This window comes from Anaerolineales bacterium, assembly GCA_015075725.1.
GTDB lineage: Bacteria > Chloroflexota > Anaerolineae > Anaerolineales > Villigracilaceae > Villigracilis.
On sequence record JABTTV010000001.1, the window covers coordinates 3,357,635 to 3,372,436 of the forward strand.

Below are 14,802 nucleotides of genomic sequence, written 5' to 3' on the forward strand. Positions count from 1 at the left end.
GTTAAAGGAGCCAAATGAAACTCGATGTAAAAACAACCGCCTTTATCTTTCCCGGTCAGGGATCGCAGACCGTCGGCATGGGCAAATCCCTTGCCGGGGAATTCCCCGAAACGAAAAAACTTTTTGATGAAGCCGATTCCATTTTGGGAGTTTCCCTCTCGAGCCTGATGTGGAATGGACCTGAAGCCAATTTGAACGACACGGTCAACACACAGCCCGCGCTTTTTCTTCATTCAATCGCCTCCTTTCAAACATTCACCCGCCTCTTTCCCGGGTTTGAGCCTGATTCTGTTGCCGGGCATTCGCTTGGCGAATTGTCGGCTCTCGCTGCTGCCGGAACCTTATCCTTCGCGGACGGGCTTCGTCTCGTCCGTAAACGCGGCGAGCTGATGAAGCGCGCCGGCGAACTGGCTCCCGGCGGGATGGCTGCGATATTGGGCGTGGATATCCCAACTCTCGAAAAAGTCTGTGAGGAGGCCAGCACCGCCGAAGAACTTGTGCAAGTGGCGAATGATAATTGCCCCGGCCAGGTGGTCATCTCCGGTGCGAAAGCTGCTGTGGAGCGCGCGATGGCTGGCGCAAAAGTTGCCGGGGCGAAGCGCGCTCTCCCGTTGGCGGTATCCATTGCCGCGCATTCTTCATTGATGGATCCCATTCAAGCAGAATGGAATCAGGCTGTGGATTCCATCGCGATGAACGACCCCAGGATTCCTGTCATCGGTAATGTGCATGCTTCAGTTTTAAAAACCGCCAATGACGCCCGTTCCGACATCAAAGCCCAGATGCAATCCCGCGTGCGATGGACGGATAGCGTAAAGGCAATGAATGAAAGAGGGATCAAGGCTTTTGTCGAAGTTGGGACAGGCACTGTATTGGGTGGTCTGGTCAAACGGATCGCCAGCGAAGCTGCAAATTACCCGCTCGGCAGCCCGGATGATTTCAAGGCGTTGGAATAGGGATTGTTTGAAACATCTTCGCGGTATATAAAGCGGCAGTTGCGTCCGGTACAATTGGGCAGCCGCCGCTTTTGAATCCGGGACAATCCTCAAACCATGAAAAGATATTTTGTAACCTTCCCTGCCATACTATTTGTCGCTGCCTGCGTGCCCATGGATTTCGGCACCCCCTACGTACCGGTCACTCAAATCCCGTTCTTTGCAAGCGACACACCGCCGCCCATTATCATTCCAATTACCGATACGCCGCAGATCATCATCCCGATAACGGAAACGCCCACACCTGGTTTGCCGATAATCACCGAGACGCCGACTTCTCCTCCACCCGCCATGCAGTGGGAAGTGTATTTCACAGATCCGCTCACCATGAAGGATCCGAATAATCCGGCGGGCTCGATCGAGGAAAAACTGCTCGGGTACATCAATAGGGCACAAACCAGCATTCACATTGCATCCTTCGAGTTCAACCTGCCGCGCGTGGCGGATGCATTGATCGCCGCCAAAACCCGCGGCGTGGACGTGCGCTGGGTCACAGACGACGAGAACGGACTGGGAATCGACGCGCAACCGAACCGGGGGCAGTTCACCCGTCTGATGGCTGGCGGAATCGAGGTCAAAGACGATGCGGGGCGTTCCGCCTTGATGCATAATAAATTTTGGATCTTCGACCGCCAGATTTTGTGGACAGGCTCCACGAACATCACCGTCAATGGAATCTACAAACAAAACAATAACGTCATCGTCCTTCATTCACCGGAGATCGCTTTTATTTATGAAAGGGAGTGGGAGGAATTATGGAACGCCCAGTTGGGTCCGCGCGCGCCTTCGACGATGAACAATCAATGGGCGATCTTGAACGGCACGCCGGTTCAGGTGATCTTTTCCCCGGAAGACGGAGCGGTCAGCAACCTTATCGCCATTGTGAACGACGCGCAGACCAGCATCCGCTTTTTGGCATTCTCGTTCACCGATTATCCGCTGGCTCAAGCAATGATCGACCGAGCCGCCGCCGGGGTGGATGTGCAGGGAGTGTTCGAAACCTTCGGCAGTAACAGCCCGCGTTCCGAGTTGAGGACGTTCTGGTGCGCGGGAGTCCCGGTGCGGCAGGACGGCAACGGAAGTTTCCTGCACCACAAGATCGTTGTCGTAGATGACAGCATTGTCATCACAGGCTCGCTCAATTTCTCCTCCAGCGCGGACGAAGAGAACGAGGAAAACGTGATCATAATGGATAATCCGGAGATCGCCGCGCTCTATCTTCAGGAGTTTCAAAAACTTTGGGGTCAGGCAGGCGACCCCGCTGTGGGGGCGTTCACATGTGATTAGGGTATAATCGCCCCATGATCGCAATGACTGACAATTTATATTGTCAGCCGCATACTGCGGGTATGCAAGTGTATCTGGTCGGAGGAGATTCTCTGACCAGTTTTTGTTTACATCCATGTCGTTGCGAGCGGCGTGTTTCAGGCGAAGCAATCTCGAAATGTGCGGGAGATCGCTTCGGTCTCGCCTCGCAATGACATGATTTTCTAGGAGCAACATGAAACTCAGCAAACTGGCAAGTGAGATTGCCGAATCCCCGACCCTTGCATTGAACGAAGAGGCAAGGTTGTTGAAGGAACGCGGCGAGGCCGTGATCAACCTGGGAATCGGCGAACCAAAGAACAAAACGCCATTCAGCGCCGTACTGGCCTCCGGCGCAAGACTTTCGAGCGGCGAGGTCAAGTACACGCCGCCGGATGGATTGCCATCGATGAAGAAGGCGGTCATTCGCTACACGGAAGAAAACTACAACCGCCTCGTCGCCCCGGAAAATGTGATCATCACCAATGGGGCGAAGCAATCGCTCTTCAATATTTTCTATTCCATCCTAAACCCGCAGGACGAAGTGATCGTGATCGCGCCGTATTGGGTTTCCTACCCCGAAATGATCAGGATGTGCCTGGGAATCCCCGTGGTGGTCACGCCCGAGGATGGAACCTTCATTCCCCGCTTCGAGGATATCGAACGGGCGATGTCCTCCTCCACGCGCGCGATCATCATCAACAGCCCGAACAACCCCTCCGGGGCGATATACCCGGACAGTTTGATCGAGAAGATCGTGGATCTATGCGAGAAGAAGGGCATCTTCATGGTCTGCGACGACATCTATCATAAATTGACCTTCGACAGGAATGTCGCCACGCCCGCCTATGCATTCACAAAGAACGAAATCGAAAACTCGAATATCATCGTGGTCAACGGAGTCGCGAAACTGTACGGAATGACCGGCTTCCGGATCGGATGGGTGGTCGCGCCGCGCGAGTTGATCCGGGTGATGACCAACGTCCTTGCGCAGACAACTTCATGCGTATCACCCATTGCACAGGCAGCTGCTGAAGGCGCGTTGAACGGTTTGCAATCGGTCGTGGAATCGCTGCGATTGCAAATCGAGAATAACCGCAATGTGTTATTGCAGGAAATGAGGTCCTTCTCTGGCGCACGACTGATCGAGCCTCAAGGAACGTTCTACGCGCTCCCGGACCTGCGCGCGTTCAGTAATAACTCTGTCGAGGTCTCCCGCTTCCTGTTGAAGAAGGCAATGGTGGTCACCGTTCCCGGGAGGGAATTCGGCATGGAGGGGCACATCCGCATATCGTTCGCCGGATCGGCGTCCGAAGTGACCGAGGGTCTGGCGCGCATCCGCTGGGCGCTCGACATGACCTCTCCGAACGAGATTTACATCGGCGATAGGAAAATGATTCGAGATTGGAATTAAAAATAAAGTAAAAACCAATAGAGGAGAGAAAGGAATTAATGTATGAGCAATCTGCTTAATATCAAGACTCCGGCTGAATCCGTCGCACAGGCTAGGAAGGCGGACTTCAACCTTTCGAATCACGGAGTGGGGAATCTGCGACTCGCCTATTGGAACCTCTCGATGGAAGCGCTGTACGAGGAGGCGGTATTTCGCAGCGAGGGAGTTACCTCATCGGGCGGCGCTTTCGTGGCTCATACCGGCAAGCATACGGGGCGTTCCGCGAATGATAAGTTCACGGTCCGGCATGCCGACTCGGAGAATCACATCTGGTGGGGGACCTATAACAAGCCTTTTGACAGCGAAAAGTTCGAAGGACTATACACCCGGCTGTTGGGCTATTATCAAAGCAAGGATATTTTTGTACAGGATGTATACGTCGGCGCGGACGAGAATTATCGCCTGCCGATCCGATTCGTCACCGAGTATGCCTGGCACAGCATGTTCATCCGCAACATGTTCATCCCGCCGCAGACTCTCGAGGAATACAAGCGTTTCGTCCCGGAATTTACCGTGGTCAGCGCGCCGGGATATAAAGCCAGCCCCTCTGTGGATGGCACCGCGGGCGAGACGTTTATCGTCCTTAACTATGAACGCAAGCTGGCAATCGTCGGGAACACCGCCTATGCGGGCGAACTGAAGAAATCCATCTTCACTTTGCTGAATTATCTTCTGCCGCTGCAGGGAGTGATGTCCATGCATTGCTCGGCGAACGTCAGCCCGGACGACCCGAACGATGTGGCTTTGTTCTTCGGGTTGAGCGGAACCGGCAAAACGACTCTTTCCGCGGACCCAAAACGCCGCCTCATCGGGGACGATGAACACGGCTGGAGCGACGACGGAGTCTTCAACTACGAGGGCGGATGCTATGCAAAGGTCATCGGGCTTTCCGAGGCCGCCGAACCCCAAATTTATGCCACCACGAAAATGTTCGGAACGATCCTTGAGAATGTTCCATTCGACCCGGTGACGCGCAAGATCGACCTCAACGATGAATCGATCACGGAAAATACCCGCGCATCGTATCCCCTTGAATTCATCGCGAACGCCGTCCCGGAGAAAAAGGCCGGGCATCCGAAGAACATCATCTTTCTTACGTGCGATGCGAACGGCGTCATGCCACCGATCGCAAAGTTGACCACGCCACAGGCGATGTATCAATTCATTTCGGGGTATACCGCCAAACTCGCAGGGACCGAGGCGGGGCTCGGCAAAGAGCCCTCGATCACGTTCTCCGCCTGCTTCGGCGGTCCGTTCATGGTGCATCATCCTTCCAGGTATGCGGAACTGCTTCGAAACAAGATCGAACGCTACAACGTGAAGTGCTGGCTGGTCAACACCGGCTGGGTGGGCGGACCTTACGGGGTGGGGAAGCGTATTTCCATCAAACATACGCGCGCCCTGCTCAATGCGGCGTTGAATGGGAAACTCGATCACGTGAAGTTCAAGAAAGATCCCATCTTCGGCTTCGAAGTGCCAATGACCTGCCCGGATGTGCCCGACGAAGTCCTCGATCCGTCCGCTTCATGGGGTGATAAAGCGGAATATGACCGGCGATACAAAGACCTCGCCTCGCGCTTCATCCAGAACTTTGCAAAATTCACGGACGAAACCTCGCAGGATGTGATCGAGGCGGGACCGAAGCTATAAGTGAAAACTAGAAAGTGGAAAGGGGTGAGTGGAAATGAAAAGCCGGGTTGTTTTAAAACGCCCGGCTTTTTGTTTCAAGTGTGAGGTTTGTCATCTTTGAATTCGTCGAAAACAGGCGTACTATGAAGGCATGGAGGCTCAAATGTCCCGCTCAAAGCTGTTGATGACCGTCCTCAGCCGCCTGTTCGGCGGTGCGATCATGTTCGCGCTCTTGTTCTTTCTCCCGGCAGGTACGTGGAGATACTGGCAGGCATGGATGTACATCGGCATCCTGTTCATTCCGATGCTCTTTGTGCTAGCCTATTTCATGAAGAACGACCCGGACCTGCTGGAACGCCGGATGAGGATGCGCGAAGAACGCAGCGAGCAGCGCCGGATCATCGGTCTCTCCGCGCTGACGTTCATCCTTGCCTATATCATTCCGGGGTTCGATATCCGCTTCGGCTGGTCGAACATGCCAGCATGGATATCGATCCTCGCCGGTGTGATATTGTTCCTCAGCTATCTGCTCGTCTTCCGCACCATGCAGGTCAACAGTTTTCTTTCCCGCGTGATCGAAGTGGCGGAGAATCAAAAAGTCGTTGATACCGACGTATATGGTTGGGTCCGTCACCCGATGTATGTCGGTATGACCATTCTATACGTGGTTTCACCTATTGTTCTTGGCTCATGGTGGGCGGTGATTCCCGCGCTGGTCATCATCCCCGTCATTGTTTTCCGTATTTTGGATGAAGAAAAAGCCCTGGAAAATGAGTTGGCAGGATATAAAGAGTACAAGCAGAAGGTCAGGTATCGTTTGATCCCGTTCGTATGGTGACCAGGTGAAGAGCTTCATTATGTCCGGGATTTAGCTTTAAAAAAATCAATTTCGTAATTCTGAATTTTTCGATTTATGTGTTTTCAAATCTACCCGTTGTTTGGAAAAATCGTCCAAACCATTTTGCCTGGCGGCCACGAAGGCTGAAACATTGGACGGTCTAGATAGTAGAACTCCATGAACCATCTGAGTGGTTTATGATTCGGATATATAATTTAATCATGGCTATCCAAATTCTGACCACCAAATTCTACATCCCACCCCTTCCTTCCAAAGTAGTAGTCCGTTCCCGCTTGATCAAACAACTTACAGATGGATTATCTATGGGTCATAAATTGACCCTTATCTCCGCCTCTGCCGGTTTTGGCAAAACCACATTGGTCAGAGAATGGATCGCCAGTTGTGGGAGACCCATCGCGTGGCTGTCATTGGATGAAGGGGATAACGACCTCACACGCTTTCTGAACTACCTCATTGCGGCTTTACAGACGACCGTCCCAACGATTGGGGTGGAAGTGCTGCGCATGCTTCAATCCGCTCAGCTACCACCAATCGAATCGATCCTGACGATTTTTCTCAATGAAATTGCCAGCCTCCCCGATAACATTATCATTGTCCTGGACGACTACCATGTGATTGAAGACAAAGAGGTTCGCAAGGCTCTGATCTTCCTGTTGGAGCATCTGCCGCCACAAATCCACCTGGTGATCACTACGCGCGAAGATCCGAATCTTCCGTTGGCCCGATTACGAGCCCGTGGTCAATTGACCGAATTGCGCGCCACTGACCTGCGATTCACCAATTCCGAAGCTGCCGAATTTCTCAACCAGGGAATGGGATTAAACCTTTCCGAGGATGATGTCGCCGCATTGGAAGCCCGAACGGAAGGCTGGATCGCCGGCTTGCAACTCGCTGCCATTTCGATGCAGGGGCATAAAGACACCAGCAACTTCATAAAATCTTTCACCGGCAGTCATCATTTCGTGCTGGACTATCTCGTGGAAGAGGTCTTGCACCGACAAACTGAACGGGTCCAGAATTTCCTGCTTTGCACTTCCATCCTTGACCGCATGAGTGGTCCTCTTTGCGATGCCGTACTGCTTGATTCGTCGGCATCTGGGCGGGATACTCTGGACCAGCTTGAGCACAATAACCTTTTCATCAATCCGCTTGATAATGAGAGAAGTTGGTATCGGTATCATCATCTTTTTGGAGGTTTGTTGCGCCAACGGCTGGGACGAAGCCGAACACCCGAAGAGATCGCCGGATATCACCTCCGCGCCAGCGAATGGTACGAGAAGAACGATGACCCAACTCAGGCATTCCACCATGCTGTTTCTGCTGGCGATCTCAATCGAGCAGCAATGTTGGCAGAAAGACATTGGCTGGGAATGAATGAAAGTTTTCAGAATACTGCGTGGCTTGGCTGGGTGAAGCAGCTGCCGGAAGGGGTGATCCGTTCCCGCCCGGTACTCTGCGTTCAAATGGCATGGTCCTTTATGAATAATGGAGACGTGAACGCGAGCGAGTCCCGGCTTCAGGATGCAGAACACGTTTTAGATGGTCCACCAGAGAAGATCGTTTTTGTAGAAGACGCCCAATTTCGATCTGTGCGGGCAAGGATTGCCTTTGCACGCGCATACAATGCTCAGGCATTGGGCAACGCGTCAGCTACCATGAAATTTGCAGAACAGGCACTTCAACTCACTCCAGATGAAAACGATTATTTGCACGCCCAAACAAATGCGATTCTAACCAGTGCATATTGGGCAAACGGCGATCTGGATGCCGCCTGCAACTCCATGAGCGACTGGATCGCGAACTCACAGAAGGCTGGCAATTTCCTGTTTGCCATTGCCAGCGCTTCTGGAAAAGCGGATATCCTGAAGGAGCAGGGACATCTCCGTGATGTGTTAAGAACCTATCAACAATCATTGCAGCTTGCTTCCGAGCACGAAGCCGTGTCGCAGAGCATCATTGCGCATCATTATTTGGGCTTGGCGATGTTGTACCATGAATTGAAAGACGACGAGTCTGCCGCGCAACACTTTCAAAAGAGCCTGGAATTGGGTCCATACTCGTTCTTGCATGACTGGACTTATCGTAAGTGTCTGGCACAGTCGCGGATGAAGGAATCGGAGGGTGATCTCGATTCGGCGCTCGATCTTTTGGATGACGCCAAACTTTATTATGTCAGGTCCCTCATTCCAAATACACAACCTGTGGATGCCATCCAGGCGAGAATTCACCTCAAGCAGGGACGATTGCCCAAAGCAGAGGAATGGGTACGTGAGCGGGGGCTTTCTGCGAAAGATGATCTTGGTTATTTGCGTGAGTTCGAACACATTACACTGGCGCGGGTGCTGATCGCCGAGTATCAGAACAATCGGGAAAAACAAATCATTCTTGAGGGGCTGCACTTATTGGAACGCCTTTTGACCGCAGCGGAGAATCAAAACAGAATGGGCAGTGCGCTCCAAATTCTGATGGTGACGGCTCTTGCCCACCATGCGGCTGGCAGCACACCCCAGGCATTCGCTTCTCTGGAGCGATCCTTGCACCTGGCGCAGCCCGAAGGCTACTTCCGGACTTTTGTCGATGAAGGCGAACCCATGCAGGCATTGCTTTCTGCCTTTCAAACGTGGATCGAAAAGCAGCCAGGCAGCCAGTATCAGGAACTGCGCGGTTACACCGGAAAACTCCTGTCAGCGTTTGCCCAACCGACGGGCACCGCCAAACAAGCTTCGGACCTGGTCGAAGCGTTGAGTCCACGTGAGTTGGAAGTGCTGCGTCTCATCGCCCAGGGACTCTCAAATAATGAGATCAGCAAAAAACTTTTCCTGGCATTGAACACGGTCAAGGGGCACAATCGGATTATTTTCGACAAATTGCAGGTCCAAAATCGAACCGAAGCCGTTGCCCGCGCCCGCGAATTGGGTCTCCTGTAAGGGCTGAGCGCCGAATAGGGGGGTAGCTCATAGTCTTCAGCCTTTTTTCGCCACTGTACATCCAAAAACAACACCTCCGAACAACACTTAAGTGTCTATCCGTTAATACCTCCTGGTAGATAAACTAACTCTACATCCGACATGTGGTACGGGCTGTAATGACCGACCACAAGAGGCAGGAATCGGTAATGACGAATAAAGACAACCAAAAAACTGACCCAGGTCAGCCAGCCGTTTTTCAAATCCGAATCAAAGGACACCTGAACGAGCAATGGGTGGATTGGTTCGAGGGCATGAACATCACCCTGGAAGAGGACGGCAATACACTGTTGACGGGTCCCGTGATCGATCAGGCTGCTTTACACGGATTGCTAAGAAAAGTACGTGATGCAGGCATGACGTTGATATCGGTCAATCAATTTTATTTAACCAAAGGAGAAAGAAGCATGGAAACAAAAGTTAACACATACAGAACGACAGCAAAAGTGGTAGGCGCACTATACATTTTGGGATTCGTTGTGGGAATTGCGGGATCAATGCTTGGTACACCCGGTCAGCTTGAGACGGTTCCTGCCAGGAGCATGATGATCGCAATTGGCGGATTGCTTTGGGTGCTCGCCGCAGCTGGTGACGCCGCTCATGGGGTGATGATGTTCCCGATTTTGAAGCAAAGTAACGAACGCATCGCACTCGGTTATTTCGCTGCCCGAACCGTGGAAGCCGCCATTATTGCAATCTCGGCTTTGTTTATTCTGCTCCAAATTCCACTGGGCGTTGAATTCATAAAAGCCAGTGCATCCGAAACTTCCTACTTTCAATCCCTGAGCGCGCTGTTCGCGCAATCACAGGCGTACACCTATCAGATCGGCATGGTTGCCCTGGGGATGGCTGGCTTGACGCTATGCTACGGTCTCTCTCGGGCAAAATTGGTTCCGCAGTTATTTGTCATCTGGGGCTTCATTGGATACGTGAGCTTTCTGGGCGGGTCCATGCTGGAAATCCTGGGATTCAATCTACAACTGCTCCACACACTTCCAGGCGGATTGTGGGAGATGTCCATCGGGGTTTGGCTGATCGTCAAGGGCTTCAACTCTGCTGCATTCGTTTCAGAGTCCGTAAAATAAAACCAAGCAGGCGCGACCCGTCAATCTTGTTGTATTCGCTTGACGTTATGGCCGGGTCGCTCTGAATGAACAAAAAATAGGAGAAATCAAATGAAAGCAATTGTAACCGCCCAATATGGCTCGCCCGACATTCTGCAACTCAAAGAGGTCAAACGATCCACCCCCAGGGATAATGAAATGCTGGTCAAGGTCCATCTGGGATTGGGACTACGATCTCTGTCTCAATACCGCTCTAAATGATATTAAATACGGGAGAATCGTGCTACCTGTCTAGGCACAAAAGAGTAGGAAAATCTCCGCCAAAAGTCTGATGACAATCTTAACAGGCTATATACAATGGACTAAATACTCTGCTGAGCTTTGACTGTGTATTTTCCAGGCTGAGATTGAATGATTGGCACATTGCATATACTGGAACCCAAACAGGCAGTGATGCCGGGTATAAAGTTCTGCCCATTACTTAATAGGTTCAAAAAAAGGAGAATCCAATGAAAGCAATTGTATACACAGAATACGGGTCCCCCGATGTTCTTCAACTCAAGGAGATAACCAAACCGACACCCAAAGACAATGAAGTCCTTGTAAAAGTTTATGCAGTCTCTGTAAATTCAGGTGACCTCCACCTCCTTAAGGCTGACCCGTTCCTGATCCGCTTGAGTTCGGGGCTGCTGAAACCGAAAAACCAGATCCTCGGATCAGACATAGCGGGGCGGGTGGAAGCGGTTGGTAGCAATATAAAGGAGTTTAAGCCGGGCGATGATGTATTCGGGAATATCTCGGCGGATGGTTGGGGCGGTTTTGCCGAGTATGTATCCGTTCATGAAGAGGCACTTGCCCTAAAACCGGCCAATATCTCGTTTGAAGAAGCGGCGGCAATGCCGATGGCGGCATTCACTGCCCTGCAAGGGATACGCCACGCCGGACAGATTCGTCCCGGACAAAAAGTTTTGATCAATGGAGCGTCCGGCGGTGTCGGCACATTTGCAGTGCAGCTCGCCAAGGCGTTCGGGGCTGAAGTCACCGCGGTGTGCAGCACGAGAAATTTGGATGTGGCGCGCTCGCTCGGCGCAGACCATGTCATTGACTACACCAAGGAAGATTTCGCCGCAAATGGAAAAAATTATGACCTGATCCTTGCCACGAATGGAGACCGCTCGATTTCAGATTACAGGCGCGCGTTGAGACCCAAGGGCGTCTATGTTCATACTGGCGGATCCATGGCGCAAATGACCCAAGCGATGATCCAGGGACCCTGGTATTCAAGGAGCGGTGGCCAAAAAATGGGTAGCATGGGAGTCGCCAAACCAAACAAAAAAGATCTGCTTATTTTGAAGGAATTGCTTGAAGCTGGCAAAGTAAAGCCTGTGATCGATAGAACCTACCCGCTAAGTGAAACGGCTGCAGCAATCCGTTATCTTGAAGAAGGACAGGCCAAGGGAAAAGTCGTCATCACCGTGACACAAAACAACTAGATTATGAAAGCGATCGTGTGCACAAAAGCTGGCCCTCCGGACGTTTTGCAGCTCCGAGAGGTAGAGAAACCCATGCCCAGGGAAAATGAAGTGCTGGTAAGAGTACATGCCGCAACCGCAACCGTTGGAGACGTGATACTTCGAAAACTCCATCCCATGTTTTTCCTCCCTCTGCAACTGTTTGGCATGAAAAGGAAAAGAATCCCTGGGCATGAGTTGGCCGGCGAAATCGAAGCAATAGGCAAAGGGGCAAAGCGATTTAAGACAGGGGATCGGGTCTTTGGAACGACGACCGGGTTGAGCGTGGGTGCCAATGCTGAGTATGTCTGCCTTCCTGAAACGTGGAAGGCAGGTGTGCTGGCAACAATGCCGACCAATATGACTTACGAAGAAGCCGCGGCGACCCCTGTCGGCGGAATGACGGCATTATATATTCTTCGAAAAGGCAATATCCAGAGAGGGCAGAAGGTTCTGATCTACGGTGCTTCCGGAAGCGTAGGTACGTTTGCCGTGCAGATCGCCAAACACTATGGTGCGGAGGTTGGGGGAGTATGCAGTACTGCGAATGTGGAAATGGTGAAGTCTTTGGGAGCCGATCGGGTTATTGATTACGCCCGAGAGGATTTCACGAAAAGCGGTGAGATCTACGATGTTATTTTTGACGCGGTCGGCAGGACTTCGTTCTATCGTAGTAAAGGCGTGTTGAAGGAGAAGGGAATCTATCTTTCCGTTCGATCTTCCACCAGCGAAAAAGCCGAGAATCTACTTTTCCTCAAAGAGCTGATTGAGGCAGGGAAAGTTAGATCCGTCATCGATAGATGCTATCCTCTGGAACAGACCGCCGAGGCTCATCGCTATGTCGAAGCAGGACATAAAAAGGGAAATGTTGTGATCAACGTGAGGTAATGTATTATGAAAGTGATTGTGTGGACAAAATATGGATCGCCGGATGTTCTTCAGCTTAAAGAGATAGCCAAACCTTCTCCGAAAGCCAATGAAGTACTGATAAAAATCCATGCCACCACGGTCACAGCAGGAGACTGTGAAACTCGGAACCTCAAGATGCCAATCCTCATCGGGCTTCCCATGCGGATGTATGTAGGTCTCAGAAAACCCAATCGGATAACGGTATTAGGGCAGGAACTCGCGGGAGAAATTGAAGCGATCGGCAAAGATGTAAAACGATTCAAAACAGGGGATCAGGTTTTTGGGACCACCGGTCTGGGCTTTGGAGCGTATGCCGAATACATTTGCCTCCCCGAAGAATCCACAATGGGAGTGTTGGCAACGAAACCAGCCAATATGACCTACGATGAAGCCGCTGCCGTTCCAACCGGCGGGCTTGAAGCCCTGCATTTTATTAGAAAAGGAAATATCCAGCGCGGAGAAAAGGTTTTGGTCATTGGCGCGGGTGGAAGTATCGGGACCTTTGCGGTACAGCTTGCCAAATACTTTGGGGCTGAAGTAACCGGTGTGGACAGCACAGGCAAGCTGGAAATGTTGCATTCGATCGGCGCAGACGATGTCATTGATTACACCCATGAAGATTTCACCAGGAACGGCGAAATTTATGATGTTATTTTTGACGTACCAGGCACGAGTTCATTTTCAGGGAGCATAGGATCACTAAAGCAATATGGACGCTATCTCTTGGCGAACCCGGGACTGTCGCATACGCTTCAAGGACCATGGACATCAATGCGAAGCGGTAAAAAAGTATTCTTTGGAGCAGCAAGCCAAAAGACTGAAGATTTAATTTTCCTCAGAGACCTTACTGAGGCAGGACAATTAAAGGCTGTGATCGATCGAAGCTATCCGCTGGAGCAAATTGCCGAAGCTCATCGCTATGTCGAGACAGGACAGAAAAAGGGAAATGTCGTCATTACCGTAAACCATAACACCATGACCTAAAATCCAACAATGGAGAAAAAACATGGAAACCATTCAAATCAAACTCGCCGCGTTGTGGACATGCCTGATGCTGGCCTACCTGCTTGGCGATGTCCTGCGCATCTTCAGCGGCGACTTCAAACCGGGTGAGATCATGGGGCAGAAGCTGAGTCAAGGCATGTGGTTGGGCGTTGCGATTGTGATGCTCGTTCCGATCCTGATGATCTTTCTCTCACTGATTTTGAATCAACCTGCTCACCGCTGGGTGCATATCCTGGTCGCCGCTTTCTTCTTTCTCTTCAATGCCGTCGGCTTGCCTACTTATCCATCGTTGTACGACAAATTCCTGATTGTGGTTGGGTTGGGATTCAACTTGATCACCATTTGGTACGCATGGAGTTGGACGTAGTATAGGTTCGGTATAAAAAGGAGACAAAATGTCATTCGCCACTTTTTGGACAGAAGATACCCTGACCCCGATCGCTTCGTTACCTGGATTTACAGCGGGTCCTGCCTCCGATTGGCATGAACTCGCGATGACCAATCACATCTCTCACGGAGAAGTTCTTGAACGACTCAATGATGGGCATCGTCCCTATGTGGCGCGAATGGATGGTCAACCGGTTGCGTATGGCTGGCTCGCTACGAGCAAGATATCCATCGGCGAACTCGATATCCATGTTGAACTTCCGCCGGATGATCGTTATCTGTGGGATTTCGCCACGCTTCCAGATTGGCAGGGTCGGGGACTGTATCCGCGTTTGCTGCAATCCATCCTAGAACGGGAAATCCAAAACGCCAAACGGTTTTGGATCATCCACGCGCCGGAAAATCTTCCTTCCGGCGCGGGCATGAGCAAGGCAGGTTTTGAATTTGTGGGACAACTCTCCTACACACCGGATGGGAAAGTAGGACTTGCACCTTATGCAGATACAACCGAGCGTGCCCGCATCGGCGCAGACCTGTTACGGGTCCGTCTCATTGAATGGGTCCTGGCTCCATGCTGGACCTGTGGTGAGATGGTTGCAAAACATCCCGACAAAGCAGATGCCAATTCGTGCTGGCCGCCCAAAAGATCCAATGGAAGCGTTTGTTGCTGTGCGAAGGAAGTCAAAAAATCGAACAGTGCGATCAGTGGTGTTTGATTG

The 14,802-nt window shown here is 51.6% G+C and carries 13 protein-coding genes; all 13 read left to right on the forward strand.

The features are described from left to right. The first annotated feature begins 14 nt into the window (after positions 1 to 14). The 13 genes from fabD (at position 15) to HS100_16290 (ending at position 14,799) form a co-directional block, all read left to right on the forward strand. A complete protein-coding gene (gene fabD, locus HS100_16230) occupies positions 15 to 956 on the forward strand; it encodes an ACP S-malonyltransferase (protein MBE7435464.1) in 942 nt (313 codons plus the stop codon). A 96-nt stretch (positions 957 to 1,052) separates the two neighbouring features. Next, a complete protein-coding gene (locus HS100_16235) occupies positions 1,053 to 2,282 on the forward strand; it encodes a hypothetical protein (GenBank protein ID MBE7435465.1) in 1,230 nt (409 codons plus the stop codon). A gap of 214 nt (positions 2,283 to 2,496) precedes the next feature. Then, positions 2,497 to 3,714, forward strand: coding sequence for a pyridoxal phosphate-dependent aminotransferase (locus HS100_16240; protein ID MBE7435466.1), 1,218 nt, complete (start codon positions 2,497 to 2,499; stop codon positions 3,712 to 3,714). Positions 3,715 to 3,756: 42 nt separating this feature from the next. Next, positions 3,757 to 5,403 (forward strand): phosphoenolpyruvate carboxykinase (ATP), encoded by a 1,647-nt coding sequence (pckA, locus tag HS100_16245; GenBank protein MBE7435467.1) that lies wholly within the window; start codon positions 3,757 to 3,759, stop codon positions 5,401 to 5,403. 142 nt (positions 5,404 to 5,545) lie between these two features. After that, complete coding sequence (locus tag HS100_16250) at positions 5,546 to 6,220, forward strand: isoprenylcysteine carboxylmethyltransferase family protein (GenBank protein ID MBE7435468.1); 675 nt, start codon at positions 5,546 to 5,548, stop codon at positions 6,218 to 6,220. 221 nt (positions 6,221 to 6,441) lie between these two features. Next, complete coding sequence (locus HS100_16255; GenBank protein ID MBE7435469.1) at positions 6,442 to 9,168, forward strand: helix-turn-helix transcriptional regulator; 2,727 nt, start codon at positions 6,442 to 6,444, stop codon at positions 9,166 to 9,168. Positions 9,169 to 9,356: 188 nt separating this feature from the next. Next, on the forward strand, positions 9,357 to 10,292 hold the full coding sequence (locus HS100_16260; GenBank protein ID MBE7435470.1) for a DUF4386 domain-containing protein: 936 nt from the start codon (positions 9,357 to 9,359) through the stop codon (positions 10,290 to 10,292). Positions 10,293 to 10,382: 90 nt separating this feature from the next. Beyond that, positions 10,383 to 10,532 carry a hypothetical protein gene (locus HS100_16265; protein ID MBE7435471.1) on the forward strand — a complete coding sequence of 50 codons (150 nt, stop codon included), beginning with the start codon at positions 10,383 to 10,385 and terminating at the stop codon, positions 10,530 to 10,532. Between the two features lie 248 nt (positions 10,533 to 10,780). After that, positions 10,781 to 11,764 (forward strand): NAD(P)-dependent alcohol dehydrogenase, encoded by a 984-nt coding sequence (locus HS100_16270; protein MBE7435472.1) that lies wholly within the window; start codon positions 10,781 to 10,783, stop codon positions 11,762 to 11,764. A 3-nt stretch (positions 11,765 to 11,767) separates the two neighbouring features. Then, positions 11,768 to 12,670, forward strand: coding sequence for an NAD(P)-dependent alcohol dehydrogenase (locus HS100_16275; GenBank protein MBE7435473.1), 903 nt, complete (start codon positions 11,768 to 11,770; stop codon positions 12,668 to 12,670). A 6-nt stretch (positions 12,671 to 12,676) separates the two neighbouring features. Next, positions 12,677 to 13,675 (forward strand): NAD(P)-dependent alcohol dehydrogenase, encoded by a 999-nt coding sequence (locus HS100_16280; protein ID MBE7435474.1) that lies wholly within the window; start codon positions 12,677 to 12,679, stop codon positions 13,673 to 13,675. Positions 13,676 to 13,697: 22 nt separating this feature from the next. Next, positions 13,698 to 14,063 carry a hypothetical protein gene (locus HS100_16285; GenBank protein ID MBE7435475.1) on the forward strand — a complete coding sequence of 122 codons (366 nt, stop codon included), beginning with the start codon at positions 13,698 to 13,700 and terminating at the stop codon, positions 14,061 to 14,063. Positions 14,064 to 14,091: 28 nt separating this feature from the next. Next, complete coding sequence (locus HS100_16290; protein ID MBE7435476.1) at positions 14,092 to 14,799, forward strand: GNAT family N-acetyltransferase; 708 nt, start codon at positions 14,092 to 14,094, stop codon at positions 14,797 to 14,799. Positions 14,800 to 14,802: the final 3 nt, after the last annotated feature.

What these genes read in the sequence shown, in the direction of transcription:
- HS100_16260 (MBE7435470.1), top strand. Translation starts at nt 9,357, where the DNA reads ATGACGAATAAAGACAACCAAAAAACTGACCCAGGTCAGCCAGCCGTT.
- HS100_16255 (MBE7435469.1), top strand. Translation starts at nt 6,442, where the DNA reads ATGGCTATCCAAATTCTGACCACCAAATTCTACATCCCACCCCTTCCT.
- HS100_16240 (MBE7435466.1), top strand. Translation starts at nt 2,497, where the DNA reads ATGAAACTCAGCAAACTGGCAAGTGAGATTGCCGAATCCCCGACCCTT.
- pckA (MBE7435467.1), top strand. Translation starts at nt 3,757, where the DNA reads ATGAGCAATCTGCTTAATATCAAGACTCCGGCTGAATCCGTCGCACAG.
- HS100_16275 (MBE7435473.1), top strand. Translation starts at nt 11,768, where the DNA reads ATGAAAGCGATCGTGTGCACAAAAGCTGGCCCTCCGGACGTTTTGCAG.
- HS100_16235 (MBE7435465.1), top strand. Translation starts at nt 1,053, where the DNA reads ATGAAAAGATATTTTGTAACCTTCCCTGCCATACTATTTGTCGCTGCC.
- HS100_16285 (MBE7435475.1), top strand. Translation starts at nt 13,698, where the DNA reads ATGGAAACCATTCAAATCAAACTCGCCGCGTTGTGGACATGCCTGATG.
- HS100_16270 (MBE7435472.1), top strand. Translation starts at nt 10,781, where the DNA reads ATGAAAGCAATTGTATACACAGAATACGGGTCCCCCGATGTTCTTCAA.
- HS100_16290 (MBE7435476.1), top strand. Translation starts at nt 14,092, where the DNA reads ATGTCATTCGCCACTTTTTGGACAGAAGATACCCTGACCCCGATCGCT.
- HS100_16280 (MBE7435474.1), top strand. Translation starts at nt 12,677, where the DNA reads ATGAAAGTGATTGTGTGGACAAAATATGGATCGCCGGATGTTCTTCAG.
- fabD (MBE7435464.1), top strand. Translation starts at nt 15, where the DNA reads ATGAAACTCGATGTAAAAACAACCGCCTTTATCTTTCCCGGTCAGGGA.
- HS100_16265 (MBE7435471.1), top strand. Translation starts at nt 10,383, where the DNA reads ATGAAAGCAATTGTAACCGCCCAATATGGCTCGCCCGACATTCTGCAA.
- HS100_16250 (MBE7435468.1), top strand. Translation starts at nt 5,546, where the DNA reads ATGTCCCGCTCAAAGCTGTTGATGACCGTCCTCAGCCGCCTGTTCGGC.